Here is a 26999-nt window from a genome sequence, read left to right on the forward strand (position 1 = left end):
AAGTACATTTTAATGTAATTTATGCCCTGCTCTTCTGAGATTTTATATTTCGTTTAACTCTTTTATTTTATTTTTTGTTTTGTACCCTACAATAAATTCTTCGATTGTCATTTTTCTCTTACCCGCAATCTGTATTATTTTAGGATAAACAAACCCGCCCTTAACGACTATGGCATATTTTTTATTGATCAAAACGAATTTTCCTAATAGTTCTGTATTTAAGTTATCAAATTCTTGGATACCAAATATCTCATAAATCTTATAGATAGAGCCGTCATTTAATTCCACTCTTATTGAGAGTAAAGCTTTGATTTGCCTTTTTAATGATTCTGGATCTAATAAAGAAGCATAAAATAGCTGATTTTTTTCTAATTTAGAACAGTAAGTAGCTAGATAAGTATTTTGAGGAACAGAATTAAATTGCCCTTTTTGGATTAAACCTTGAAAAAATTTGACAAGCAAATTATTGGTAATTTTGCATAATTTTGTAGATAAAGTAATGGTATTATCTTCATCTTCTATATTACATTTTTCTTGTAAAATAATATTACCGGAATCCAATCCGGAATCTAATTTAATAATGGTAACTCCTGTTTCTTCGTCTCCATTTAAGATAGCACTTTCTATTGGAGATGCTCCACGAAATTTGGGTAAAAGCGAAGGATGTACATTAATAAAACCATATTTTGGCTTCTCAAGTACGTTAGAGGGAATAATAATTCCATAAGCGCTGACAAGAGCAATATCATATACGGAAAAATCAATATTTGATAATTTTTCAGGGGTAAAAATACTTAATTTATGCTTCAATGCGAATTCATGAACTTGAGTATTATGGACAGACATGCCTCTACCAGAAGGTTTAGGAGGTTTAGTATAAACAGATACAATGTTACAATAACTAAGATTCAATAAGAACTTAAGCTGTTCAACTGCAAATCTGGGTGATCCTAAAAAAGCTATTTTTAACATATAACGAAAATGGTGGGGTGAATAGGAATTGAACCTACGACCGTCCCGTTATGAGCGGGATGCTCTAACCAACTGAGCTATCACCCCATATCAGGGTTACTAAAGATCCTAAATATGAGTAATTCTATCATATAATAATTCAAAAAAAAACATTAAATAATCATCAATCACCGTACAAAACATTATTGTGAATGCTTTTTGCAAAAATAAAATAATTATTGAAAAATCGTGTTATCCCATTATATAATGTGATGTGGGTTTGTTCTTTTGTTTAATCTGTGCAAAGACTGTTTCTTGTCATTACTTTTTTTGTTTTGTGTTGCACCTTTTTGTGCGAATCTTCTTATTCTGAGATTAGGATGCAAAAAGAGTATCTGCATGGTAATTACATAGATAAAGTTGATCTCAATTTAATAAAAGAAAAAAAAGTAGATAAAGAAGAAATATTGAAGCGTATAGGGCCCCCAACAGTGGTTGTCGATGGAGATTTTTTTTATATAGGGATAACAGCTTATAATGCACATTTAAAATTAACAAGAAAATATGATAGCAGAACAGTTAGACTATCTTTTGATAAAAAGGGCAATATTAAAACGGTGAAATACTATAATTCTAAGATGTCTGATATAAGAAAAATAAATAGCGAAAAGACATTTTTTATAAATAACCTTAAAAAGAGTGGAGTTTTTGCTGATGAACTATCTTACGTTGACCTTAAGCTGGGATAATAAATCATGTTAAATGCAATACCACAATAATTTCGATTAAATTGTTATACAAAAATTTATTTTACATTATTTTATGGAACAGATTCACGTTATAGATCTAAGAGAGGGTAACATAGTCTTTATTGATGGTAAGACTGACCCTATGATAGTAATAAAGAAACACTCTCCTGTGAAAAAAGCAAGGGGGCTTGCGAATATTTCTATTGAATTTAGAAACATAAAAACAGGAGCAAAATTTCCTTACTCTACGACAACCAATAAGAAGGTAACACGTTTATATATTGAGGAAAAAATTGTACAATATATGTTTCATGATAAAGATAATATTCACGTCATGGATGATGAGTGCAATACACTTGAAATTCCAACTAGTTGTTTGGGAGAAGAAATAGAACTTTTATCTAATGATATAGGGAACATAACAGTTAAAATGCACAATTCAGAAATATTATCTGTATCCTTACCGCAAACTATGACAGTAACAGTACAAGATACAGCAAAATATATAAAAGGACAAACTGCCAAAGCGTCTTATAAACCTGCCGTTATAACACAAAATATTAAGATAAATGTGCCACAATTTATATCTATAGGAGATAAAATACTGATTAACACTTCCGATTTATCATATATAGAAAGAGTAAAGAGTTAAAGTTAATATGTCTGCTGTAAATAAAATAGATTTAATTAGAGAATCTGTATATATCGCTTCAAGGCTCGTGATGAGAGATTTTTATGAAATACAAAACATCAAGAATAGTGCAAACGCGTCCAGATTTTTATCCAATAGTATAAAGAAAGCTCAACAAAATGCTTTATCCTATTTAGTTAGAAAGAGATATATTATAGATGATTTAGAGGATTCAAAGATAAAATGCTCTTTTATCCCTGTAGATAGTACTGATAATTTTCTTGCCTCTATTCCATTTTTTTCCAGTATAATGGTAACTACAGTAAACGAGATAATAGATACTATTGTTTTATATACTCCTTTATTGCAAAAAGCTATATGCTATTCATCAAATGATAGTGAGAATTGTTATGTAATGGATAATTATGGCAAAAAAAAACAAATATTATGTAGAACAAGCAGTAATAATTTTGTGATAATATGTGATCAGTCTTCCAAAATATTTGACAGTATTCCTAATACTTTGATAGAAAAAAAGGTATCCAAAATGGTTATCAATTCTCTAGGTTTTGAATTATCAATGCTATTATCAGGAAGGTGTGAATGTGTATTGCGTACGGTAACTGCTGCTCAATACGAGAAAAATAAGGTAATTTATGATGCAATAAATAAATTACTAGAAGTAAGTGATGGTATTTTTAGTCTAGAAAAAAACATATTGTTGATGAGCAATAAACAAATATCTAAAACTATAAAAAAGGAATGTTCATCAATTTTTTAGGATAAAAACTCTTGTTTTCATATCGTTAGATGTTTAGAATAGAAGCGTTTTATATTTTTTATTCTAAATTATGGTATCAAAATCTGCAATAATTATTGATCCACTCTTTGAAGATGTTTTTAACTTAAATACTGAAAAGTATATTATACAGCGTCAAAACATCGTAAAACCAGAGGTAAAAATTGGCAAAATTACAATTGGTGGTAATAATCCAGTTGCTGTGCAAAGTATGACTTCTGGTTTGAGGACTGATAATAATGATCCAAAAAAAATCGCGGAAGATGAAGCCAAAGAATGTATAAAATTAGCAAATGCAGGTTCAGAGATGGTCAGAATAGCTCTGAATTCTGAAAATGTTGCAAAATCTTTACCTTATTTAAAAGATATATTGGCTAAAAACGATTTAGCAGATTTACCAATCATAGGTTGTGGTCAATTTGAGCTACATGGTTTGGTAAAGAAGTATCCTGATGAAATCAAATTATTGGATAAACTAAGGATTAATCCTGGTAATGTAGGTTTTTCTAACAAAAGAGATAAAAATTTTGAAGATATAGTGTCTTTTGCTGCACAAAATGATATGCCAATAAGAATTGGTGTAAATTGGGGAAGCATAGATGCTGATTTGTTAGATACAATATCTGAAATAAAAAATTGTAAAGGAAAGGTAACAAAAGATATATTACTTAAAGTTCTGGTTTATTGTGTAATTAAAAACGCTCAAGCCGCAGAGAATATAGGATTAAATAAAAATAAAATAGTAGTATCTTGTAAATTAAGTGATGTAAATGACCTCATAAAGGTAACAAAAATAATTGGAGAAAAATTTAATTATGTACAACATCTTGGTCTCACTGAATCTGGGATGGGAACAACAGCAATAGTACGAACTAGTGTTGCTCTGTCACAAGTATTATCACAAGGAATAGGAGAAACTATCAGAGCATCACTCACGCCATCTTCATACTACGATAGAACAGAAGAGGTAAAAGTGTGTAAAGAAGTTCTACAATCCATGGAGAAGAGATTTTTTGTACCTAAAATCACTTCATGCCCTGGATGTGGAAGAACAAATAGTACAGATTTTCAAATTTTAACAGAATCAGTGCAAAAATATGTCAATAAAAATCTTGGAGAATGGTCAAAAAAATATATTGGGATAAACAAATTAAAGATCGCTGTAATGGGTTGTATAGTAAACGGTCCTGGTGAAAGTAAACACGCTGATATTGGTATTTCGATGCCTGGTTACAAAGAGAAACCGACTGTGGCGGTTTATATAAAATCAAAATACTATAAGACACTAAAAGGCACAGCTGTTACAGAAATAGAGCAGCAATTCTTTGATATAATAGAAGAATTTTTAGAACAAGAATACGAAAAAACGATTGCGTAAAATCTCTTATTAAAAATAAAGGTAGAATTCTTATTTATAGAAAATCTACCTTTATTTAAATAAAAAAGCTATGAAATTATCTCAAATATCTTCTGACCTATTTTAGCAGGAGTTTCAGCAATATGTATTCCTGCAGCACGCATACTTTTAACCTTACTATCTGCGGAACCAACTCCCCCAGAAACTATAGCTCCAGCATGTCCCATTCTTTTACCTGGAGGCGCTGTCATCCCAGCTATAAAGCCAACCATAGGCTTTTTAATACGATGAGAACGTACATATTCAGCCATTTTTTCTTCTGCTTCTCCTCCTATTTCTCCTATTACAACGATCCCTTCTGTATCATTATCATGTAAGAACATTTCAACACAATCGATAAAATCAAGACCATGTACTGGGTCTCCCCCTATTCCTATGCAAGTAGATTGGCCAAGCCCTACTTCTGTAGTTTGGTTAACTGCTTCATAAGTTAAGGTACCTGATCTAGATACTATTCCTACCTTACCTTTGGTATGTATATAACCAGGCATTATTCCTATTTTACATTCACCAGGTGTAATAACACCTGGGCAATTTGGTCCAATTAAAATAGATTTAGAGCCTAGAAGGCACTTTTTCACTTTAATCATATCATAGACAGGGATTCCTTCAGTAATACAGACTATTAACTCTATTTCAGATTCAATAGCTTCAATAATTGCATCTGCTGCAAAAGGCGCAGGAACATATATAACAGTTGCATTAGCATTAGTAGATATTTTTGCTTCATTAACAGTATTAAAGACTGGCAATCCTAGATGTTCACTACCGCCTTTTCCAGGAGTCACTCCTCCTACCATTTTAGTGCCATATTCCATTGCTTGTTGCGAGTGAAAAGTCCCATTTTTTCCTGTAAAACCTTGGCATATAACTCTTGTTTCTTTATTTACCAGTACAGACATATTATTTAACCTCTTTTACTAATCTAACTATGGCTCTTGAAGCTTCATCTAAATCTCCAGCTACAGATATTTTCAATCCAGAGTCATTTAATATCTGTAGTCCCTTATCATAATTTGTTCCAACCAAACGAACTACGACTGGAATATCAAGCGCAAGATTTTTAGCTGCTGCCACTATACCTTGAGCAATTATGTCACACTTCATAATACCACCAAATATATTGACCAATATACCTTTAACATTTTTATCTGAAATAATAATTCTGAACGCATTTTCGACAGCTTCTTGAGAAGCCCCGCCACCAACATCCAAGAAATTTGCTGCTTCCAAACCATGATATTTAATAATATCCATAGTAGCCATAGCAAGGCCTGCACCATTAACCATACAGCCTATTTCACCTTCCATTTTGATATAATTCAAGCCAAATTTAGAAGCTTCAATTTCTTGTGCTTCTTCTTCATCTAAATCTCTTAATTCGACAATATCAGTGTGACGATATAAAGCATTATCATCAAAATTTATCTTACCATCTAAAGCAACGAAATTATCATCATCATCCAAAATCAAAGGATTAATCTCAACTTGAGTACAATCTTTTTCTTGCATGATTTTATATATCTTTTCTACAACTGGAACAAATTTATTTACTTGTTCTTTATTTAGCCCTATTCCAAAACCAAGTTTACGGGCGTAACAAGGATAAAACCCTGTTGTTGCATCGATATTAACCTTAATGATTTTTTCTGGATTTTTTGCTGCAACTTCTTCAATATCCATTCCACCTTCAGCAGAAGCAATAAAAGAAACAGAGTAAGTATTACGATTAATAACAGCGCTTAAATAATATTCTTTCTTTATTTGTGCGCCTTTTTCTATGTATATTCTTCTAACTAATTGGCCCTTTGAGCCTGTTTGATGAGTAACCAAATTCTTCTCCATCATCTCACGTGCAGCAGAAACAGCTTCAGAAACTTCTTTGACAACTTTTACTCCGCCAGCTTTACCTCTCCCGCCGGCATGAATTTGAGCTTTCACAACAAATAAATTGCTACCAGACTTATTTAAAATACTTTCAGCACCCTCTACATCCTTTTTAGAGAGAGCCACTAATAGATTTTCAGGAACTGCTATATTATAATCAGCCATAATTTTTTTGGCTTGATATTCATGTATATTCATATTTTTTTCCAAATAAACCACTAAATCATATAAACCAGAGACTCAATGCGCATTATATAGAATGAATAAAAAAGCAGGAAAATCTGGCTATTAAACAAAAGAATAATATATCAACAGTATAAAATTTGCAAATAGACAATCCAATGTGTTTTATGATTTAACACTAATTCATGCCATGATCTAATTGCTTCATCATTCTATAATATTCTGACTTTTTATTTGACAATAAATCCTTTCTAAGGCCATATTCAACAACTCTACCATTCTTCAACACTAGTATTTTATCTACTTTTGCTGTTGTGGATAATCTATGTGCGATAATAATCTTTGTTAATTTATTATCATGTAATATGCTCTGTATACTAGTCTCGGTATCTACATCTAGCGATGATGTAAATTCGTCTAATAGAATTATTGGCGCCCCTTGATTTAAAATAGCTCGAGCAATAGATATCAATTGTTTTTGCCCCTGAGACAAATTAGTACCCTTTTCACCAACAGATTTATTGATATATCCTGTTTTATCAAAAAAATAACGATCTATATTATATTCCTTTAACTTATTTATTAATTCTTCTTTAGAAAGAGAATCTTGAAAAAATAATATGTTGGATAGAATATCTGTAGAAAATAAATACATTTCTTGAGGAACCCAAGTAAACAAAGAACGTATATTATACACATCTAAATCAGTAAAATTTATCTTATTGTTTATTACTATTTCTCCAGAATCTTCTCTTAAAAACCGCAATAAGACATCAAATATTGTACTTTTTCCAGCACCACTGTGTCCAACTATTGCCAATGATTCACCTTTATTAATTTCAAAGCTTACATCAGATAATATAGTTTCATCTTTTGATTTATCTTTAAGATTCCCATGGTAACTAAAGCAAAGATTTTTTACTGTTAGGTTTTGAAAATCTTTGGTCAAATCATATTTTAATTTATGCTCTTTAAGATGATATTCTCTATTCTGTGGAGTATAAAAAAAGATATTATATATTTTTTCTAATATTACACTAAACTGTTGTATTCTAGAATATCTACTGCCGATATCACCTAATGAAGTTGCAGTAAGAACAGCGTAAGATATAAAAGATAGCAACCTTCCAGGAGTAATAACATCTGAAGAAACTAATGTAATTCCTTTCCATAAAACGAATAGGATAAGAGAAAGCAATGTTAATATAATTATAAAAACTAGTATTGAACGGTAAAAGGTATATATTCTAAATTGTGCAAAAGAGTTCTCAATTAATTGCAATAATTTATCGTGCGCATTCTCCACTCTATTAAAAGATTTAATTATTTTTATGCAGTACATTGTTTCATTAAAATAGTCATTCATTTCTGCACAAGTAGCAAAATATTTTTGAGATTTATTACGCATTGTTTTAGCTATAAATAAAACAATAAAAAGCAAAATAGGAATAACAAAAAAAGTTGTAACGGTAAGTAAAAAATTGCTGTATAGCATCATTGAAATTGAACCAAATGCAACAAATATTTGTCTCAAAAAAGAAGGCGTATCATAAACTATGATGTTATAAAGCACTGTTACATCTCCAGCAAATATATTAGACATTTCTGATGACTTATTTTTACTGATGAAATCAGCAGGACTTTCAACTAATTTTTGATAAAGTGATCTTCTGAGATCATTAAAAAGCTTACCTGCCCCTATACTAAGCAAATAGATTCGAAAAAAAACTATCGTAGAAAAACATGCAATAAAAAACATTATTAAGGCTGCATATTTTTTGAAGACAGTATAGAAATCATTTTCCGTAACATAATCAACCATTATCTCTAGAAAGTGACCTATGCTAACCATTACAATACCAGACATAATAATCAACATTATCGAAGATATAAAATACCATTTATATCTATAGACATAATCTTTAAAGAAAGATTTTAGATGCTTCATATTTTTTTTCGTCATAGATTTTGTATTTAAAAGTAAATTACATATTTTAAAGGCTAAGCAAACAGATAATACAGCTTATATCTTTAAAAGTAGTAATCAGAATTGTTTCCAAAATAATCCAGAAATGCAAATTTATAATGTATCAAATAATTGATATTAAATGTTTATAAACAAATCAATTTAAAAATTTAAATTATATTTTTAATCTTTTAAGGAACGTAATGAAAATTTTTTATCAAACAACCGTTAAAAATAATAATTCTAGTAAGAGTTTTGTTTATTGATAGTATGTTTCAGAATGAAATTTCAGCATAAAGATAAATTTTTTAAAAAAGCTTTTACAACAATTGTAATGTACATCATATTATGACTACTAATAGTGGTGATTATTTTATAACATGATGATGTCTCATCTGATTTATTATTAAATAATGTCAACAGCACTTTAATAATGAATCGTTTCAAAGAGATAAATATCAGAAATATAATAACGTTTTATCTCATAAATTATATTTTTTTTGATTTTACATAAAATAATTAACATTTTACTTCTATAAAATAAATAAAAATAATTTATTGGTTAACTAATTAAGATAATAGTTGTATTATTTACATATAAGATGAAAGTTTATATAGAAAAAAATGTTAAATAATCTTCTGTTTACTAGCGCTATTAATGTTATATTCAGAGAATATTTTTAACTTTTATATACAACAAATTTAATAAATCCAGATTAAAAAAAAGACAAAGAAATATAGATTTTTTCTGATCTATCATTACTTTTCATATAAGAGGATTTATAAAAAAATATATCACATTATTTAAAAGACAAAAAAATATTTATGGGAGGTTAAAATGTTCTCTAGAAGACAAAATTTAAATACTGAGGATCATGTTAAAAATCAAATTTTATCCCTAAGGGTATCTGATAGACAGCACCATGATCTAACGAATGATTCATCCGAATTCAACAACAATATGAATTTATCACAAGTGCTAGAAAAATTAGAGTATCCTGATCTGTTGAAAAATTTAGGAATTGAACTGAATAGATTTTCCAAAGGTGAAATAAGCAAACAAAAATATAAAGAATATTTCAATAAACAGTTGAGAGAAATTAAGAAATTATCCTTACGATATCACCCAGATAAAAACCCAAATATCAGTCCAGAGAAGAAAAAAACATTAGAAACAGCACAATCATTATTAAATAAATTACAAATAATACTTCCAATAATAGATGATTTAGTCTTAAATGTTCATTGCAATAATTTTGGAAAGCATAAAATAATATATGAATTGAATATGCATTCATGTTTTGCTTACGTACCTTTAGGTAATGTAGAGCAGGAGAATATTTACAATCAAGACATACTCTCTCAGGTAATGTCAATAATTGAAGATTTGGAAAGGGTAACAGATGATATATTTTGTCAGGAACATAATGCTTTTTTAACTCTTACATCAGTATCTATTAAAAGAATGGCAACTGTAATAGAAGAATTAGATTCTAATAATCCTTCTTCTATTAAAGAAGCTAATGACCTTTTAAAACACAAAATAATGAGGCATTTTAAAGAAGAAAAAGAATCTTTTCAAAAAAAGAAAGATGAAAAAATTAAAAAAGCTCAACAAGAGTATAAAGCACATAAAGACATAGAGAAAGAAATTGATAACCATCTTAATACCTATGAAGACTTTGCTATGTTGGACCAGAAGGATAATGATGATCTCGTCAAGATTTGTGAAAACGAGATATTAATACAAGAAGAGAAGCCACGAAAAAAACTCTCATTAAACGGCAATGACATAAGCAATAAGTCAAACCTATCACAATCTGATATTGACTTCAATGTGCAGAAAATTTATGAAAATTATCGAAATAGTTTTATAAAATCACTACGAAGATACATTACCTTACATGAAAATTATTGTGTGAAATATGCTATAACAGACATAAAAACCTCATTTTTTAATATCAGGCCAACAGGATGGAGAGAATTATATAGAATAGCGACAGATTGGGTAGCTCTAGTGATAGAGCTAGTATTGTTAGCATCTCGTAAATCTTGTGATAACTATACTACGAGACTTCAATTCAATAGCCAGTTTATCTATCCAGGTCTAAATGATCTCTTTGAAAAAAGATTAGAGTTCTATAAAGAAGAAAATATAGCACTAAAAAAAATATTGAAAGACTTCGAAAATGGGAAAGAGATTAATGTTGAAGAATATAAAGGAGAGTATGTGCATGGCATAGCACAATGTGTAAAACAATTTAATCCTGTTCAAAAGCACTTGCGTGAAGCACTTAGACCTATAGAACCTTGGACATTATTTAAACAGAAATTTTCTGCACCTTGGATGTTCATTCAACAGATATTTTCCACAATAAAAGATACATTAATGCAACTATTTTCACTGGGTAAAAAGAAAGTAGATCAAACATCTACTGATCAATTAGGGAGTAATTTAGCATATGAAGATCTATTAAAAAACAACTATCCAGATTTTGTTAAAGCAAGAATTTCTGCCTTACGTGCTCATATTCAAAATAATAATAATATTGCTTTCACCACTACTTATACAAGAAGAGCTGCAGAAGCTAAAATAAAGAGAACAGCTCATTTTGCAGAAACACATAAAGAACAAGAAATGATGGAAGAAGCGCAACACAAAAACTTAATTTCAGAAAGATTAATCAGTGAAAATTTACTAGCTAAAGAGGTGGAAGAAAGCGTTCAGCAAGCTCAGCAAAAATCAGGATATTCCAACATTCATCAGCTAAAATTAGTCGATGAAGTAAAAGAAGAAACACAAGAGCGAAAAGTTTTTGTTGATACATTGCTAAAGCAATGTTCTGTTCCAGAATTAGTGCATTGTCATCAAATTTTTAATAATCACACCATACATAAAAGTGAAGGCTTAGCGAAAATGTGCACAGTAAAGGAATTAGATAATTCGCTAAACACAATAAAAAAAGACGAAGAACTTGCTTATAATAATAAAAAAGAACAAAAGTCCGTAGATGTTGATGTAACGAAAAATGAAAAATTAACTAAAGAAGATTACAAAAATCAGGGTGCAATTCCTAAAGTTCGTATAATGAGAGAAAATAGGCAATCTGTTGACAGTATTAATCGAAACGAAAGATTTTTGTCTGTGATAACTGATATTACAGTAAATTCTGTTACAAATGAACAAGCATTCTGTTCTAAATAGAATCTAAGACTAGACGCAAAAGAAAGAAGAGTGGTATTTAATCGCTCTTCTTATAAACTTAAATATTTACTTCTTTTTGACAATATTCAAAGTGCTATCAACATTTTTGTGAACATCATAAACACTGATATGCACATTGTTTTTAAGAAAAAAATTTGATTATCTTGACAGATATTAGGGAATCATCAGCAATAATTTATGCAAAAATTTTTATATGATACATATCGATACCTTTTTTATGATTATTAATTTGTATAGTTAAAAAATTATCTTTCATAGTGAATAATACTATTACTTCTGCATACACTTCATTACTTTATAAAAATTGAATAAATTGTTTATAATCCCTTACAGATATTTATGATAATTCTAATTAGAATGATAAATCGTATAATTGTACAAAATCTGATATATAGTCTTATTAAAGACTGAATATGCATCTATTATAGCATTAAAATTTACTAAATATTTATCAAAATATATCAACTTATTGATATAGACAGGATAGAAATTAGCCTAATATATTAGGCTGAAAAATGTATATAATATCAATTATTTTTTCATAAAATGTACAAAAATACGAATAAATTGACTTTATAAAATCTACGATTTATAATCACGAAATCTTGTTTGAATTTTTAAAATCCCCTTTGATATGTCTGTAGAAATACCTAAAATCAGCTTTGATAACTCTCTCAGCAGCATTCAAAATAGACAAGGGGTGCTTGTAGTTCCAGTCTATGAAGGTTGTGAAGTATCAGCTAAATTGGAAAATCTCGATATAATGAATGGTGGTATGATTTTAAATAAATTACAGAATAGTTCTGTATTTAAAGGTAAAAAATCTGACACTATGCTTATGGTTTTAGATGGCAAAGACGGCAATTTAATGGAAATAATGTTCGTTGGGATTGGATCGCAAAAAAAGCTTGATGCTGTAGAAGAAGAAAAAATAGGTGCTATATTGGCTCGTGCAATATCTAATAAAAAACTTGATGATGCATCAGTTTTGATCCCATTTGTTTCAGTCTCCAGCACTTGTAATTTAATTCAAGGGATGATGTTGAAAAGCTATGTTTTTGATAAATATAGTACTGATGAAGAAATTTTTAAAATACGTAGTATAAATTTTATTGTAGATGATCCCGTAAATGTAGAAAAAACTTTTGCAAGAGATTTTGTTCCTATTATTGAGGCTTACTATGTAGCACAAGACCTCATTATGATGCCTGGGAATGAATTGTATCCTGAAACTTTTGTGAATATTTGTAAAGATCTCTTCAAAAATATAAACGGTAAATTAAAGATAGAAATTCTTGATGAAAAAATCATGCAAAAAATGGGAATGAATGCATTATTGGCTGTTGGACAGGGAAGTTCAAAACCATCAAGATTACTTGTAATACGTTGGCATGGAAAAACTTCTGAAGAAGTTTTTGACGTTGCATTTGTTGGCAAAGGAATAACCTTTGACTCCGGCGGTATCTCAATAAAGCCATCTAATCGTATGTGGGAAATGAAAGCAGATATGTCGGGTGCTGCGGTTTTGACAGGTTTAATGTATACCTTAGCACATCGTGATGCCAAAGCAAATGTGATGGCAGTCTTAGCATTGGCAGAGAATGCTGTAGGAGGAAATGCACAACGACCAGGTGATATAGTACAGTCTATGTCAGGAAAGACTATAGAAGTCCTTAACACTGATGCTGAAGGTAGGCTAATTTTAGCTGATGCATTATGGTTTGCTCAGTCTTATAAAATAAATACAATAGTAGATATTGCCACTTTAACTGGTGCAATATGTGTCGCTTTAGGTAATGTGCATGCTGGATTATTTTCCAATGATGCAAAAACAGCTGACAATCTGCTCAACGCCAGCAAAGAAACTAATGAGCGAATTTGGCAATTGCCAATGGGTAAAGAGCACGATGGACTACTGACTTCCGATTGTGCAGATATTAAAAATATCGAAACTAAACGAGTAGCTGGAGGAAGCATCATAGCTGCAAAATTCTTAGAATTTTTTATTAAAGAAGATATCAAGTGGGCACATTTAGATATTGCTGGAGTAACTGATTACCATGATGAAATCACTCCGAAAAAATCCTATTATGCTTTTGGAATTAAGTTACTAAATAAATATGTACTGAATTCATTTGAATCGTGAAAAAAAAAGTTGCTGTTTTTATATCTGGCACTGGGTCTAATCTTTTATCTCTTTTAAAATCATGCAGAAGTAATCAATTTCCTGCAAAAATTGTGCTGGTAGTGTCGAATAAGAGTGATGCTTTCGGTATCAATTATGCTAAAGATTTTTCTGTAGATACCTTAATATTAGAGTCTTTGAGTATGGAAGTTTTCGAAAAAAAGGTGCAATCTGTCTTAGATTCTAACAGTATAGAAATTATTTGCTTGGCTGGATTCATGAAAATTTTATCAGCTGATTTTGTTGAGAAATGGAAAGATAAAATAATAAATATCCATCCTTCTATTTTGCCTTCTTTCAAAGGATTAAATGCCCAAAAACAGGCTCACAATTATGGAGTAAAGGTAATAGGATGCACAGTACATTATGTTACTGCTAATGTTGATGCAGGTCAAATAATTACACAAGCAATAACAGGAACTACCAGTAGCGAATCGTATGAAATAAAAAAGAAAAAAATATTATCTCTAGAACACATTTGTTATAGTAAAGCACTAAAAAAAGTATGTCTACAAGAAGAAGATAGTATGGATAATAGCGTGATAATAGTAAAATAAAATACTTAATTTATTTTAAAGAGAAGAAATTTTGGAATTTTTTTCTTTCGGAAGAGTCAAAAAGTTTATCATTTAAGTAATATAAATTTTCCTTTTCGTAAAAATGTAAAACATAAGAATCTTCCTCTCCATCTATTTCATATTCATTTAAAAGTTTAATAAGAGCCAAACGCTTATCTTTGTATTGTTCATTTATTGTATCAGCTACTTTAAAAGATTTAACACCATTCAATTTAATTTGTATATCAAAATAATTGATAGTACCAGCCAACGAATTGATATCCAAATTCATATCCATCGCCATAGTCAAACTTTTATTTGAATCTTTATCAATTATCTTAAAAATATTGTGAGGTGATTGAACTAAAATTTTCGCAAAATTTCCTTTTTTTATTGATTGCATCTTCATATTATTTTCAAAATCAATATGTATTTGTGAATTTTCAATAATCGCGTTAAAATGTTGCAATTGTTCGGCATTATCTTCATCAAGATTAGATTTCAATATCATATTTAGTAAAAGATCAAAAACATAATGAGAAACATTGCACTCAAAAGCATAATTTTCTATTCTAAAATCTTGCATTTTATAATTTTTTAGCACAAGGTTAGAATCATGATCTTGATTTTGCAGTTTAGTATCACAAGTAACACTAAAATCTTTAACTATCGAAACAATTTCTATGAGTGAATCTGGATAATTCGTATATATTTCATCGTTTTCTTCAGGATAATTTAAAGAAATAGACGCTTTTTTACCAAATGATACTTTAATAAAATCAGAAAAAGCTTTTTTCTCTAAAACAACTTCATCTAACATGATAGAAGTATTATAAAATGGAAAAATAACACAATTAACATTTTTAAGAGTAACTTTATTCTGTAATAAATTTTTGGAAATATCACGGTCAGAATAAGAAACAGAATAATCGTCAAGTGCAGTATCTAGAAGATTTTGAAAAGATTCAATTTCTCTGAGCCAAACAATGAATAAAATACCACACAAAAGTGAAAAAAATACAATAAAAGCAAGAAAGGGAAAAAATCTCTTCTTAAAAAAATAACTCATATCAACATAACGCTACTAAGGGATTATACAAAAGCTTTTCTTATTTTATCACACCCCACTAAAACCATTTTTATTCAACCTTGCTCTGTTTATAACTCTTGATTGCGAGATAAAAATAAAAAATCTTGATAATAATATTATTATATTATTTCACCATTTTATGTGAAAATTTTCATACCCTTTTTCCTAATGCTACAATAAAGATCTAAATATAATCAAGATAGTAACATCATTTAACGTTTACCAAATGAAATCCTATTGTCTTTGTTATCTTCTGTAAAGTTTCTCAAAAACTTCAATAATAGAGCAAAAACAATGAATACAACTCTTCTTCCCCTCTCTATTTATATTATAATATACAAAAGGTACGTTTCATCACACAATATTTTCAAAAAAGAACTTTATCTTTTTGATTACCATGTGTTTATTATTATTAATCAATTTTTATCTATCTACGTTCCCCAAAAAGATGCAACATACTGATAAATAAATTTATGAAATCAAAATATAGACGAAGAGCTCCTAATATTACAACTCTATCCAAAGTAACTGAATCACCACCGCCATATTGGAAATACATAGATTTTATTTTTTGCGCATCATATGCGGTCAAAGCAGAAAAAACAACAACTCCAATTACAGATATTGCAAATTGTAAAGCACTACTTTGCGCAAAAATATTCACTAAAGAAGCAACAATCAAGCCTATCAAGCCCATTAACATGAAAGAGCCTATTGCTGTTAAATCTTTGTTAGTTGTGTTTCCATACAAAGCCATCGCACCAAACATTGAAGAAGTAATAAAAAATACCCGTGCAATACTTGTACTGGTATAAGCAATAAATACCCAGGATAATGATAATCCCATTAATGCAGCAAAAATTCCAAAAGCCAATCTAGCATTTGAAACTGTCATAAAATGAATCCTAGAGCTAAAAAAATATACATAAACAATAGGAGCAAACATTATAACCCAGTGCAAAGGCGTTCCATAAAGAATCGAAAGAATTGCAGGAGATGACGAAACTAGAAAAGCAATTAAGCCCGTTAAACTTAAAGCCATGGCCATATGCTTATAAAGAGAGACAAGATATTTTCTCAAACCTTCGTTATATGTATTATCAAAAGTACTATCTTTAGTACGATTATCTATATTATATCGCATGAACGACCTCATTGTTCAAAAAAATGAATTATGCCTAAACTATCTAAAAATCAGATAGACTGATGCAGTTAAATATTATCACAAATATGATTAAAATTGCAATCAGAAATGATTATAGCTAAATAATATTTAATATGCACTAAATCCTATGAGCAAAAATTATAAAATATCACCTGTAATATCTAATGCTTTTGCGCTTGCTTCCCTAATCATCCCTATATTCTGCTTGAAATTACGAAGTTCTGTTATACCCATATCGGCCATTGGATCAAAGGATTGAGCAGTACCAGATTTTTTTGTCTGAGAAGAGAAATCTGTGAAATTTTGAGGATTTAAAGGTCTATTTTTATGTCGTATTTCATAGTGTAAATGAGGTCCACAGGTTCGTCCTGTATTACCAGAAGTTGCTATTATTTGTCCCTGTTTAACTTTTTGTCCAATTTTTAAATTACGCACAAAAGAGTTAAGGTGAGCATAACAAGTAAAATAATCTCCAGGATGCTTTATCCTAACATATTTGCCATAACCACCATACCATCCAACATAATCTACCACTCCTTCTGCAGTTGCATGAACTTTGGTACCACTATTTACTGCCAAATCAATTCCGGCATGCAAACGTTCTACTTTTCCAGCAACTGGATCTACCCTATTTCCAAATTTAGAAGAAATTCTCACAGAATTTGTAAGAGGAGAAATAAATTTCTTCCTCACAGACGAAGGGGTTGTTGAAGATTTGTTTGTTTTATTTATACTAACTAACATACTTTTTCCATCTTGAAAATCATGATTATACATCTGTAGATAATAATCATCATTATCATCTGAAATTTTTAGGTTTTTCCTCTCTTTCAATCCAACATACATAATTTTTCCATAATCATATACGTTGCCGTTTTTATCGATCTTTCCCTCCAAAAGCATCTCAATATCTGAATTACTCTTTATATCTCTATTAGCATTAATATATCGATCCACAGATTTTGATACATTATTGATCACTGCATCATTAAAACCTTTTTCTTTTAAAGTGGTAAAGATATTATTTTTTACATTTAAATTAATTTTAATAAGATTTTTATTGCTATTTACTTTATTAATATAAAATGCTTCATATTTATTCGTATTAGGAATATTAATTAATTTAATAGTTTCATCATTCTCTCCTATTGAAACAAACGATATTTCCTTCATGGAAACAATTCCATCTGTCTCTTTTGACATAAGTATTATTTTTTGTCCAGATTTTATCTTTTTAAAATCGACATTCGATGTCAAGGATTTTATTGCTTCATAAGATTGCTTTTCACTTATACCGTGATTTTTCAAAATACCTAATATATTTTGACCTTTTTTTATCTCTATCTCTTGCAATCTCACTCCATTTTCAGCAATAGCACTAGAGTGCATCTTAGAAAAAAAACAGCACACTAGAAAAAAACAACTTAAAATGTATCGATATCGAAAATTTAAGAACACTAAAACCTCTGGCTCCAAAAAATTATTAAAATTAAAAAAATATCTTTATAAACATCCTCAAGGATAAAATTATAAGAATAAAGATTTTAAAAAATTGTTTATATGCTAAATATAAAAGAACTAAGTTTATTACCATATATTGATAAAAATGAATAGTCAACAAATTACATTATTTATAAAAAATAATTAATTAACAATTGATATAAATAAGCTAATTATTGTTGTCTTGTAAAATATTTCGTGTTAGAGTCTTTGATGTCAAATTTCATAAAAGCAGCGTCTTTTTTGGGGACGGATGGCCGAGTGGTTTAAGGCGCCAGTCTTGAAAACTGGTGTGCGTTTACGCGTACCGTGGGTTCGAATCCTACTCCGTCCGCCAATTTTTATTTCTCGAAAAATCTTTCAATTTAGTCATTTTGAGATTCGCTTTTGAAAATAATCTGTTTATTTGATAAATCTCCATCTTTACTCAGTAGATTTTTCTACAACATTTTTTAATTTTTTGATTCTATTAATTAGATAATTCACTTTGATAATTTTATAAATTTGATTGTAGTGTATACTCCAATATTTCATAATATTTTGCCTATTCTGATGTAGCAAAATTATGTAGAATTGAATGACACATTTTTCATTTAGATTAAAAAAATTACATTGAAAGACATTAATCTCCGACAATGTATATTTTCAGTATTTAGATTCTACTTCTGTGTTTTAATAAAAATCGTCAAAAATTTAATGATAAGATTCAATTTTTATGAATTAAATTACATAAAATCTAAAATAATAAGAATTGAAAATTCTTTTATATCTTATACGTTACTCATAATAGAAATTGAATTTATATTCATTTTTTTTAAATTTTAGATATAACATAAACCAAGATTTTATAAGATTATTTACTTCAATATTTTGTATGAATTATATTATTTAGTCAAATTTTGGTATTTTAATATAAGGAAAATCTTCACTTAATAATCGTAAAACATCCTTAATAGATTTTTTATTTTTAATCACCAATAGAATTGTATCATCTCCTGCAATAGTGGCTAAAATAGGATAATTTGTTTCTTTTTCAAAAGAAACAGAAACATATTTTTTATCTAAAAAAGCAGCGATAGCATTGCCATTTCCTGGATAAGTGTGTAATGTCATTAAACCAAAATCAGATATATTGACACTCAAGATTAAAGGTAAATTATTTTGAATATTAGATATAACACTATACCTTCCAGAAATTTTTACAATATTTAATTTCTTAAGCTTTCTTGATAAAGTAGCTTGAGGAATTTGATAGCCTCTTTTTTCAAGGTAATCCTGTAATTCACTCTGTTCTTTTATATTACATTTTCGTATAAGATCGAAAATATGATTATTTATATCTTTATTTTTATTCATAAGACAATACACAAACAACTATGTATTCATATATAAATGACAATGTATTCATAATATATTTGACAAATAAATTCTGTTAGTCATAATACTAAGAGCTTTACAGTAAAAAGATCAATCTCAAATATGAATAGCAAAATCAAAACCTATTTATTTTCATCAATTTTAATATTAATCGGGTTAATTTCGTTGTTTACAATAAAGGATGAAAAATCCATGTATCAAGAAGACGATAAAATAGTGTTTGCAACTTCATCAGATTATCCACCTTTTGAATATAGAGAAAATGATAAATTAATGGGCTTTGATATTGAATTAGCAAAAAAAATAGCTGAGCATCTAGGAAAGAAGGCAATATTTAAAGATATCCCCTCTTTTAGTAATATATTAGCTGCTCTGCAAAATGGGATGGTAGATGCTGCAATTGCCGCAATAACGGTTACCGAAGATAGAAAAATGATTCTTGATTTCTCAACACCGTATTATAAAGACAAGCTAGCAATAGTTTTTGACAAAGAAAAAGAATTTAATGAATCATCTTCTGAATATAATCTAACGAATAAAAAGATTGCTTGTCAACTTGGCACAGTAATGGAAATTTGGCTCAAAAATAATACAAATAAAACAGATATCATAACGATGGATACAACTCCTCAGATGATAGAAGCACTGAAATATGGTAAAGTTGATGGCGTTTTAATAGATCATATACAAGCACATACATTTGTAGAGCGTATCAATAAACTAGACTACAGAATCATTGCAGAAGCTGATAACGGATATGCAATTGCTTTTAAAAAAGGCTCTTCTTTAAGGCCACAAATAGATGAAGCATTAATAAGATTAATGGAAACAGGGGAATTGGATAAAATAAAACAAAAATACTTGGAATAAATTCAACAATGGAAGACTTAATATATAACATTACCTTTATAGGAAAAGGAATATTTATAACTGCACAGATATTATTTGGAGGCATAATAATAGGCTTCATTCTTGGCCTTACAATGTCTATTGCAAGATATGTCGGGATAGCAAAATTCTTAACAATTCAGATAATATCTATAATAAGAGGCACTCCCTTGATATTACAGTTATCTCTAGTATATTTCACAACACCCTTATTGTTAGGTTTCAGTTTTAATATAGTGACAACTGGTATAATAACTTTTGGAATAAATAGCTCAGCATATATTGCAGAAATAATACGTGCTGGTATTGAAAGCATCCCTAAAGGACAATTTGAAGCGGCACAAACTCTCCAAATTCCAAATTATTACATTTGGAGAGATATAATCTTACCTCAAGTAGCTAGAAATATCTTTCCAGCGATGATAAATGAAATAGTATCTTTGTTAAAAGAAACTGCTCTAATTTCAACCATTGGCGGTATGGATATAATGCGTGCAGCACAAACAATTGCTGCAGCGCAATTTACCTATTTCGCTCCATTGTGCATAGCTGGTGTCTATTACTATATTATTGTTTTGTTCATTGAATATATAGGAAAAAAGATAGAAAAGAAGGTGCAAAATGTTAAAAATTAAAGATGCGATAAAATCTTACGGTGATCATCACTTATTAACCGGAATAAATTTAAATATCGAAGAAAATAAGATAGTAGGTTTAGCAGGTCCTTCTGGCAGTGGAAAATCTACTCTTCTACGATGTATCCAAGGCCTGGATACATTAGATAATGGTAGTATTAATTGTCAAAAAAAAACAGCTTTCATGTTTCAAGATTTTCAACTATTCCCACATATGAGCGTCATGAAAAATCTCATATACGCACCAAGTTTAAAGAAAATACCTGATGTAAAAGATAAAGCTCTTTTATTATTGAAAAAACTTGGAATTGAAGAAAAAATAGAATGCTACCCCAATCAACTATCTGGAGGTCAAAAACAAAGAGTGGCTCTTGCTCGCAGTTTAATAATGCAGCCCTCTTTACTTTTGTGTGATGAACCAACTTCAGGCCTAGATATTGTAACAATAATGGATGTAATTGATTTATTAAAATCCGTTAAAGATATGAAAATAGGAATGATACTTGCATCTCACGATTTAGATTTTTTAACAAAGATATCAGATAGAATAATTTTGTTAAAAGATGGTAGAATATCAGCAGATATACAACCTAAAAAAATTGATGATCCTATAAAATATCTGCACCAATATTACTGATAATTCGCATAAATATAATTTAGATATCAAGCTTTAGCAAAACAAGTTTATCAAATAATTTTATAATCAATCCACTTGATAAAAAAGCTATATTATGTATAAAATACCGCCATTTTAGAAGCAATATCCTAATATTTAATATGTTAAAATCATCAACATCATAATAGCGTATCAATATCATATAAAAAGTAATAAACCTATCTTCTCTTTCAAGCGTGAAGATTGTTAAGCTTTGTATTGAACCTTAACATAGGTAAATATTGAGAAAACATAAATTTCATCTATCACATTAATGATATTCATAAATCGACAAATTATAAGTACAATAAATATTTTCTATATTGTTGATAAATTAAGTAAAAAATAAAAATATTTAAGTTAAAATAGTCTTATAATATATATTTTTTTGTTCATATGCCACCAGAAACAGGTCATAATGTAGCACAATTACAGTCGATGTTATCTCATAGCGAAGGTTCGGCAGAAGAAGATGATACATGTTTTGCAGTCTTATTGCACGTTTTATCTGCGAAATCAAAAATAAATGATGCAAGTGTCTTCACAAAATGCGGATCTGATCAGATTAGTGGATTTTTTGTACCATTAGATGGAGCATTAAGTAATAATTTAATGCTTGGAGGTCAAGGAGAAATAGTATTTGGAGTAGGGTTTATGATAAGAGAATTTTTTAAAGGAATTGGTCTTTATCGTAATATGATAGGAGATACTGAGATGTTACATCAGATAATGGGTGAACTTGCGCAAGATATGAGCCCATTAACAGATCCGGATACCAGCTCTACAGGAGGGGAAGGAGATAGCCAAGTACGCGATGAACAAGAAGCTTATGCATCAACATCTCAAGGACCAGATTTTACGCCTCCTAGTTATGATCATGGGCCATCAGAGTCATTTAGTCATGCAGACGCATATAGGCAGAAAAAATCTAGCTCTAAGGAAGAAGAGCACGACAGCGGCAGAGGGTTATAGAATTTTTTGCAATTGCGAAAGCCAACCAAGGTTTGAAGAATAAAAGTCTCTTATATCTCGAATAGCATATTTTAACATCGCTAAGCGTTCAATACCCACTCCAAAAGCAAATCCATTATAGATGCTATCATCAATTCCAACGGCCTGAAAGACTTTTTTATTAACCATACCGCAACCCATAATCTCAAGCCATTCATTGTTATGAAGTACATCAACTTCCATGGAAGGTTCAGTAAAAGGGAAAAAACTAGGACGAAACCTAAATTGAATTTTATTATCTTCGAAAAATGCAGATAAGAAATCAATTATTGTTGAACGCAGATTGGCAACCGTTATGTTTTTATCCACAAAAAGCAGTTCTAACTGATGAAACATAGGAGTATGAGTCATATCCCAATCATTACGATAGACTCTCCCAACAGAGAAGATAGAAAGTGGTAACTTCTTCTTTTGAGATTCCATAGCATGGATTTGTACAGAAGATGTATGTGTCCTTAACAGCCTTTTGTCTTTCATATAGAAACTATCCTGCATTTGACGTGCTGGATGATGTACAGGCGTATTCAAAGCATCAAATATATAAAATTCAGAGTCTATATCTGTGCCAACAGCCTCTTTGAACCCCATATTAGCAAGAAGGCCTATTAAATCATCTATAACCCTACTCAACACATGTCTGCTTGTGATATTGCTAAACATACTGGGTAAAGTGACATCCACAGAATCACTGAGCACAGAATCATTTCTTGCAAAAGCACTCAAAGAAGCTTTTTTAGAAGAAATAGCATTCTGAATAAAAATTTTTACCTGATTAATCTCCCGTCCCATCATTTTACGTTCCTCTAAAGGAACATCCACTATCTTCGTAAAGAAAGTAGCCAAAACGCTATTTTTCCCAACTGTATATTTAGATTGCACCTTATGCAAAGCAGAATCTGATTCAGCACAAGATAAATCTCTCTCAAATTGATCAACAACAATCAATAGATCTTTATTTTTAATATCTGAAAGATCAATCACAACAAGGATTTATATAAGTAAAAATTACAATTATATCATCAGGCTTTATTTTGATTTTCTTGTTCTTTTTTTAGAAAAGCCTGAACTTTCTTAACGATAGCAGTAAATCCTGAAGAATCACGCACTGCGACATCAGCCATAACTTTACGATCTAAATCAATACCCATTTTTTTAAGAGCATTCATAAAAACTGAATAAGTTAATCCACTTATTCTGACTGCAGCATTAATACGTTGTATCCACAAAGAACGAAAAAATCTTTTTCTATTTCTTCTGTCTCTATAAGCATATTGTCTTGCTTTATCCAATCTACGAGCAGCAATAGTATAGCAATTTTTTGCTCTACCTCTAAAACCTTTAGCACAACGCAAAACAGCTTTGTGTCTCCTTTTAGCTTGAACTCCTCTTTTTACCCTAGACATCTTTGAAAACCTCTTTACACATTAAATCACAAATAACATTATTTAGGCAAAAGTTTTTTCAAAATTTTTGAACCATAAGCCCCAACCAAAGCTGTACCCCTTTGATCTCTTAATGCTCTACCACTACGCTTACGCATATTATGCTGCTTACCAGATTGAGTACCAATAAATTTATTGCCTTTTCCATTTTTTGTTATTTTAAATCTCTTTTTTGCCCCAGAATGACTCTTTAATTTTGGCATAAAAAACCCCAGAAAATTATATAACACTACTAAAAAAACTGTTTATAGATTAACGTATTTTTTGCTCAGTGTAAACAAGCAGAATATTTTATGAAACATAATCATCGTTTATAATAGTGAAGTATATGTTACGCAAAACATTTTTGATGCTTTGGCTATTGAAACCTATTTGATTCAACAAACTGGGATAAAACACATTGCGATTCAATATATCTATATAATCATGTTTATTATTATGAACTGTTTCTAGGTAATGATAAAAATAATCCATTATTTTTGGAGAATCTTGTAAGCTTAAACCAAAATCCTCAATTTCAGAAAATATATTGCCAATGCACTTCTTAAAAAAAATATGAGAATAAATCTCTGATTTCATATTATTTCCACCGTATCGCAAAATATCAGCAAATTCTTTAATCAACTGCATAAAAATTTTCTCATAACTTACGCAGATAGTCCTGGAATAAAAATTGGCTATCTGATGAATAATATTCATAAAAATTATCGGAATTACTCTGAATACAATTTCATATAATAGAAAAGATGAACTATCTTCAGCAATAAAAATTTCTATATCAGATTTCATTAAATCTAAGAAATGCGCTATTCTATCCTTGCTGTTGATGTTCAGCATACGACATAATACAATGGAAGCATCTTGATTATTAACTTCATTGATAAAATCAATATTCAATACATCAAATTCACAATTTATGAATTTATCAGACAGATCATTTATATGAATACCAACATCTTCAATAAGTAATAACAGAGAATTTTTCATATCATCAAACATCTTATGATCGATAAAATCAAAGATCTTAGAATGCATTATGATTACAGCATCATCGCAATTATCTACAAAAAATTCATAATCGGTATAGATGACCTTTTCATCGTTGCTAAAATCTTGTGTCTTTTCAGCCAATGAAAAATTAACAACATAACTATCTAGACCTAAATTACGAATAAATCTAAATATGTTGCTATTAATTATATCCGATCCTAGAAAAAATATTTTCATTGATATTATAAAAAATCACCCAACCACTATTGCTGAATTAAGCTACAAAAATGTCGCAAATCTATTTCTCTTAAGTAATCTTCTTGTACTAAACCTACAGTTATATCACGCACTCTAGCGGGCTTCATTTGCGCCAAAATAGGAGATGATTTTGTTTCTTTCATGTGACGTACAACTTTTAATAGTAAATCATCATCTAATTCAGAAAGTATAGCTGCTGCTTCAGCAGGTTTCATATTCTCATATATTTTAACAAGACTTTTAACTTTATCATCTTTAGCATTGTAATAAGATTTTATAAGACCTTGTATATCATCTCGAACAATTTGTAATTCACTAATTTTTTGCTCAACGTAGGTGGTTGTCTGTTTTATTAACTCTTTTTGATTATTTATATATTCTATAACTTTTTCATTATCATTTTTATTTTTTTGTAACTCATTAAACACTTCAACTTCGATTCTACCTAAGCCTGCAGTATCATACATGTAGAAAGAATCGCGATCTAATAAATCAACAGGCTCATCAGACTTCTTTTCTTTGCTACCTTCAACACTCCCAAATGCTTCAACTTTAAAGAAATCGCGTAAATAAAAATGGAAATTAAAAAAATTCCCAGCATCAAATAAGACAAAAAAGAATCTACAACAAATAGCTAAGACCAACAAGAACATCACAAAATTTAGAGATATATATCTGTTAAGCATAATCAAAACCTTAAAACACAACAAACGATGATAACTATAGTTATCAAAGAAAATATTTCTACTATTTGACTTCTTCTTTACTCAGTTGTAAATCATCAATATCTGCATTTAAATCACCACTTTCAGTGTCTATATCAGAAAAATAGCCCTCATCACTCTCACCAGAAATTTTAACTTTTAAGATAAGTTCATCTAATTCTTCCTGAGAGCATAATTTTAACATTACCGGATCTCTAGGTTTTATGTTTTCAATATTCCAGTAAGAAGCATTCTTGATGGAATTAACTATTTTTGCAGTTGTACCAATCAATTTAACTATACAATTAACACTTAACTGCGGGTGTTTATTAAGCAGCCACATTATTGCATCTGGTTTTGCTCTTCTTCTGGCAAGAGGTAAATAGGAAGATTTCGCTTTCTTTTTATTACTCTTAGCAAAAGATTTATAAGAAATAAAAGTAACTTGAGGAATTCTGTTAGGATCTTTCTCACATCTTTCTATTTCTTCTCTAGTTATTTCAGAAGTTGTAACAGGATTGAAACCAACAATCCCAGATGCAATATCTCCATCTGCCATAGCTTGAATTTCCAATATGTGTAAACCACAAGCTTGAGCTATTTGGTTAAAAGTTAGAGAAGTGTTGTCAACTAACCATATAGCAACTGCACTAGGATAAATAAGAGTACCGCTCTTATTTTTATTTTTAGTATTCATAGATAAAAATACACCTCATCATAATAAGTAACCAAT

The 26999-nt window shown here is 29.6% G+C and carries 25 protein-coding genes and 2 tRNA genes; 12 read left to right on the forward strand and 15 right to left on the reverse strand.

The window, feature by feature from the left end; genetic code table 11:
* Window positions 1-42 precede the first annotated feature (42 nt).
* Together fmt and GUI12_03760 are read right to left on the reverse strand one after the other, a co-directional pair.
* Window positions 43-972 carry a methionyl-tRNA formyltransferase gene (fmt, locus tag GUI12_03755; protein ID UAT43250.1) on the reverse strand — a complete coding sequence of 310 codons (930 nt, stop codon included), beginning with the start codon at window positions 970-972 and terminating at the stop codon, window positions 43-45.
* 10 nt (window positions 973-982) lie between these two features.
* A tRNA-Ile gene (locus GUI12_03760) sits at window positions 983-1059 on the reverse strand.
* 272 nt (window positions 1060-1331) lie between these two features.
* Here GUI12_03760 and GUI12_03765 point away from each other — a divergent pair.
* The 4 genes from GUI12_03765 to GUI12_03780 all read left to right on the forward strand — a co-directional run bounded on the left by GUI12_03765 (window position 1332) and on the right by GUI12_03780 (window position 4508).
* Complete coding sequence (locus GUI12_03765) at window positions 1332-1700, forward strand: hypothetical protein (GenBank protein UAT43251.1); 369 nt, start codon at window positions 1332-1334, stop codon at window positions 1698-1700.
* A 73-nt stretch (window positions 1701-1773) separates the two neighbouring features.
* The gene (locus GUI12_03770; protein UAT43252.1) at window positions 1774-2352 is read left to right on the forward strand and encodes a hypothetical protein; all 579 of its coding nucleotides are present in this window, start codon (window positions 1774-1776) and stop codon (window positions 2350-2352) included.
* Between the two features lie 7 nt (window positions 2353-2359).
* Complete coding sequence (locus tag GUI12_03775; GenBank protein ID UAT43253.1) at window positions 2360-3112, forward strand: hypothetical protein; 753 nt, start codon at window positions 2360-2362, stop codon at window positions 3110-3112.
* Window positions 3113-3182: 70 nt separating this feature from the next.
* On the forward strand, window positions 3183-4508 hold the full coding sequence (locus GUI12_03780; protein UAT43254.1) for a flavodoxin-dependent (E)-4-hydroxy-3-methylbut-2-enyl-diphosphate synthase: 1326 nt from the start codon (window positions 3183-3185) through the stop codon (window positions 4506-4508).
* A gap of 68 nt (window positions 4509-4576) precedes the next feature.
* On the opposite strand, the gene sucD is transcribed toward GUI12_03780, so the two are convergent.
* The 3 genes from sucD to GUI12_03795 all read right to left on the reverse strand — a co-directional run bounded on the left by sucD (window position 4577) and on the right by GUI12_03795 (window position 8580).
* Window positions 4577-5449: a succinate--CoA ligase subunit alpha gene (sucD, locus tag GUI12_03785; GenBank protein UAT43255.1), complete on the reverse strand. Its 873-nt coding sequence runs from the start codon at window positions 5447-5449 to the stop codon at window positions 4577-4579.
* A gap of 1 nt (window position 5450) precedes the next feature.
* Window positions 5451-6632: an ADP-forming succinate--CoA ligase subunit beta gene (gene sucC / locus GUI12_03790; GenBank protein UAT43256.1), complete on the reverse strand. Its 1182-nt coding sequence runs from the start codon at window positions 6630-6632 to the stop codon at window positions 5451-5453.
* A gap of 163 nt (window positions 6633-6795) precedes the next feature.
* On the reverse strand, window positions 6796-8580 hold the full coding sequence (locus GUI12_03795; protein UAT43257.1) for an ABC transporter ATP-binding protein: 1785 nt from the start codon (window positions 8578-8580) through the stop codon (window positions 6796-6798).
* Window positions 8581-9421: 841 nt separating this feature from the next.
* On the opposite strand from GUI12_03795, the gene GUI12_03800 reads away from it, so the two are divergent.
* The 3 genes from GUI12_03800 (at window position 9422) to purN (ending at window position 14551) form a co-directional block, all read left to right on the forward strand.
* Window positions 9422-11788, forward strand: a complete 2367-nt coding sequence (locus GUI12_03800) for a hypothetical protein (GenBank protein UAT43258.1) — start codon at window positions 9422-9424, stop codon at window positions 11786-11788.
* 655 nt (window positions 11789-12443) lie between these two features.
* Window positions 12444-13955, forward strand: coding sequence for a leucyl aminopeptidase (locus tag GUI12_03805; protein UAT43259.1), 1512 nt, complete (start codon window positions 12444-12446; stop codon window positions 13953-13955).
* A complete protein-coding gene (gene purN / locus GUI12_03810) occupies window positions 13952-14551 on the forward strand; it encodes a phosphoribosylglycinamide formyltransferase (protein ID UAT43260.1) in 600 nt (199 codons plus the stop codon). The genes GUI12_03805 and purN overlap by 4 nt, the downstream gene beginning before the upstream one ends.
* A 10-nt stretch (window positions 14552-14561) precedes the next feature.
* Here purN and GUI12_03815 read toward each other — a convergent pair whose 3' ends face one another.
* The 3 genes from GUI12_03815 to GUI12_03825 all read right to left on the reverse strand — a co-directional run bounded on the left by GUI12_03815 (window position 14562) and on the right by GUI12_03825 (window position 18195).
* On the reverse strand, window positions 14562-15620 hold the full coding sequence (locus GUI12_03815) for a hypothetical protein (protein ID UAT43261.1): 1059 nt from the start codon (window positions 15618-15620) through the stop codon (window positions 14562-14564).
* Between the two features lie 448 nt (window positions 15621-16068).
* The gene (locus GUI12_03820) at window positions 16069-16785 is read right to left on the reverse strand and encodes a Bax inhibitor-1/YccA family protein (protein ID UAT43447.1); all 717 of its coding nucleotides are present in this window, start codon (window positions 16783-16785) and stop codon (window positions 16069-16071) included.
* A gap of 159 nt (window positions 16786-16944) precedes the next feature.
* Window positions 16945-18195, reverse strand: a complete 1251-nt coding sequence (locus GUI12_03825; protein UAT43262.1) for a peptidoglycan DD-metalloendopeptidase family protein — start codon at window positions 18193-18195, stop codon at window positions 16945-16947.
* A gap of 358 nt (window positions 18196-18553) precedes the next feature.
* On the opposite strand from GUI12_03825, the gene GUI12_03830 reads away from it, so the two are divergent.
* Window positions 18554-18643 (forward strand) — tRNA-Ser (locus GUI12_03830).
* A 551-nt stretch (window positions 18644-19194) separates the two neighbouring features.
* Here GUI12_03830 and GUI12_03835 read toward each other — a convergent pair.
* Window positions 19195-19662 carry an ArgR family transcriptional regulator gene (locus tag GUI12_03835; GenBank protein ID UAT43263.1) on the reverse strand — a complete coding sequence of 156 codons (468 nt, stop codon included), beginning with the start codon at window positions 19660-19662 and terminating at the stop codon, window positions 19195-19197.
* 186 nt (window positions 19663-19848) lie between these two features.
* Between GUI12_03835 and GUI12_03840 the strand changes: the two genes are divergently transcribed.
* The 4 genes from GUI12_03840 (at window position 19849) to GUI12_03855 (ending at window position 22833) form a co-directional block, all read left to right on the forward strand.
* Entirely contained in the window at window positions 19849-20553 is a 705-nt protein-coding gene (locus GUI12_03840; protein UAT43264.1) for an amino acid ABC transporter substrate-binding protein, read from the forward strand.
* Between the two features lie 8 nt (window positions 20554-20561).
* Window positions 20562-21206: an amino acid ABC transporter permease gene (locus tag GUI12_03845; GenBank protein UAT43265.1), complete on the forward strand. Its 645-nt coding sequence runs from the start codon at window positions 20562-20564 to the stop codon at window positions 21204-21206.
* Window positions 21193-21843, forward strand: a complete 651-nt coding sequence (locus tag GUI12_03850; GenBank protein UAT43266.1) for an amino acid ABC transporter ATP-binding protein — start codon at window positions 21193-21195, stop codon at window positions 21841-21843. Before GUI12_03845 ends, GUI12_03850 begins: the two co-directional genes overlap by 14 nt.
* Before the next feature lie 414 nt (window positions 21844-22257).
* Complete coding sequence (locus GUI12_03855) at window positions 22258-22833, forward strand: hypothetical protein (GenBank protein UAT43267.1); 576 nt, start codon at window positions 22258-22260, stop codon at window positions 22831-22833.
* Here GUI12_03855 and pheS read toward each other — a convergent pair.
* From pheS to GUI12_03885, 6 genes are all read right to left on the reverse strand, one after another.
* Window positions 22828-23853: a phenylalanine--tRNA ligase subunit alpha gene (gene pheS / locus GUI12_03860; protein UAT43268.1), complete on the reverse strand. Its 1026-nt coding sequence runs from the start codon at window positions 23851-23853 to the stop codon at window positions 22828-22830. The two genes, GUI12_03855 and pheS, sit on opposite strands and share 6 nt — an antisense overlap.
* A 38-nt stretch (window positions 23854-23891) precedes the next feature.
* Window positions 23892-24275, reverse strand: coding sequence for a 50S ribosomal protein L20 (gene rplT, locus GUI12_03865; GenBank protein UAT43269.1), 384 nt, complete (start codon window positions 24273-24275; stop codon window positions 23892-23894).
* A gap of 38 nt (window positions 24276-24313) precedes the next feature.
* On the reverse strand, window positions 24314-24517 hold the full coding sequence (gene rpmI, locus GUI12_03870) for a 50S ribosomal protein L35 (protein UAT43270.1): 204 nt from the start codon (window positions 24515-24517) through the stop codon (window positions 24314-24316).
* 88 nt (window positions 24518-24605) lie between these two features.
* On the reverse strand, window positions 24606-25541 hold the full coding sequence (locus GUI12_03875) for a hypothetical protein (GenBank protein UAT43271.1): 936 nt from the start codon (window positions 25539-25541) through the stop codon (window positions 24606-24608).
* A gap of 26 nt (window positions 25542-25567) precedes the next feature.
* Entirely contained in the window at window positions 25568-26248 is a 681-nt protein-coding gene (locus GUI12_03880; protein ID UAT43272.1) for a hypothetical protein, read from the reverse strand.
* A 61-nt stretch (window positions 26249-26309) separates the two neighbouring features.
* Window positions 26310-26963 carry a DUF1013 domain-containing protein gene (locus GUI12_03885; GenBank protein ID UAT43273.1) on the reverse strand — a complete coding sequence of 218 codons (654 nt, stop codon included), beginning with the start codon at window positions 26961-26963 and terminating at the stop codon, window positions 26310-26312.
* Window positions 26964-26999 lie beyond the last annotated feature (36 nt).

The organism is Anaplasmataceae bacterium AB001_6, assembly GCA_020002265.1.
Lineage (GTDB): Bacteria > Pseudomonadota > Alphaproteobacteria > Rickettsiales > Anaplasmataceae > AB001-6.

Coding starts and splice junctions, on each gene's coding strand:
- GUI12_03800 (UAT43258.1), top strand. CDS start 9,422: ATGTTCTCTAGAAGACAAAATTTAAATACTGAGGATCATGTTAAAAAT.
- GUI12_03775 (UAT43253.1), top strand. CDS start 2,360: ATGTCTGCTGTAAATAAAATAGATTTAATTAGAGAATCTGTATATATC.
- GUI12_03820 (UAT43447.1), bottom strand. CDS start 16,785: ATGCGATATAATATAGATAATCGTACTAAAGATAGTACTTTTGATAAT.
- rplT (UAT43269.1), bottom strand. CDS start 24,275: ATGTCTAGGGTAAAAAGAGGAGTTCAAGCTAAAAGGAGACACAAAGCT.
- rpmI (UAT43270.1), bottom strand. CDS start 24,517: ATGCCAAAATTAAAGAGTCATTCTGGGGCAAAAAAGAGATTTAAAATA.
- GUI12_03880 (UAT43272.1), bottom strand. CDS start 26,248: ATGCTTAACAGATATATATCTCTAAATTTTGTGATGTTCTTGTTGGTC.
- GUI12_03845 (UAT43265.1), top strand. CDS start 20,562: ATGGAAGACTTAATATATAACATTACCTTTATAGGAAAAGGAATATTT.
- GUI12_03825 (UAT43262.1), bottom strand. CDS start 18,195: ATGCACTCTAGTGCTATTGCTGAAAATGGAGTGAGATTGCAAGAGATA.
- GUI12_03795 (UAT43257.1), bottom strand. CDS start 8,580: ATGACGAAAAAAAATATGAAGCATCTAAAATCTTTCTTTAAAGATTAT.
- GUI12_03765 (UAT43251.1), top strand. CDS start 1,332: ATGCAAAAAGAGTATCTGCATGGTAATTACATAGATAAAGTTGATCTC.
- GUI12_03850 (UAT43266.1), top strand. CDS start 21,193: ATGTTAAAAATTAAAGATGCGATAAAATCTTACGGTGATCATCACTTA.
- sucD (UAT43255.1), bottom strand. CDS start 5,449: ATGTCTGTACTGGTAAATAAAGAAACAAGAGTTATATGCCAAGGTTTT.
- sucC (UAT43256.1), bottom strand. CDS start 6,632: ATGAATATACATGAATATCAAGCCAAAAAAATTATGGCTGATTATAAT.
- GUI12_03885 (UAT43273.1), bottom strand. CDS start 26,963: ATGAATACTAAAAATAAAAATAAGAGCGGTACTCTTATTTATCCTAGT.
- GUI12_03835 (UAT43263.1), bottom strand. CDS start 19,662: ATGAATAAAAATAAAGATATAAATAATCATATTTTCGATCTTATACGA.
- GUI12_03815 (UAT43261.1), bottom strand. CDS start 15,620: ATGAGTTATTTTTTTAAGAAGAGATTTTTTCCCTTTCTTGCTTTTATT.
- GUI12_03855 (UAT43267.1), top strand. CDS start 22,258: ATGCCACCAGAAACAGGTCATAATGTAGCACAATTACAGTCGATGTTA.
- fmt (UAT43250.1), bottom strand. CDS start 972: ATGTTAAAAATAGCTTTTTTAGGATCACCCAGATTTGCAGTTGAACAG.
- GUI12_03805 (UAT43259.1), top strand. CDS start 12,444: ATGTCTGTAGAAATACCTAAAATCAGCTTTGATAACTCTCTCAGCAGC.
- GUI12_03770 (UAT43252.1), top strand. CDS start 1,774: ATGGAACAGATTCACGTTATAGATCTAAGAGAGGGTAACATAGTCTTT.
- GUI12_03780 (UAT43254.1), top strand. CDS start 3,183: ATGGTATCAAAATCTGCAATAATTATTGATCCACTCTTTGAAGATGTT.
- GUI12_03875 (UAT43271.1), bottom strand. CDS start 25,541: ATGAAAATATTTTTTCTAGGATCGGATATAATTAATAGCAACATATTT.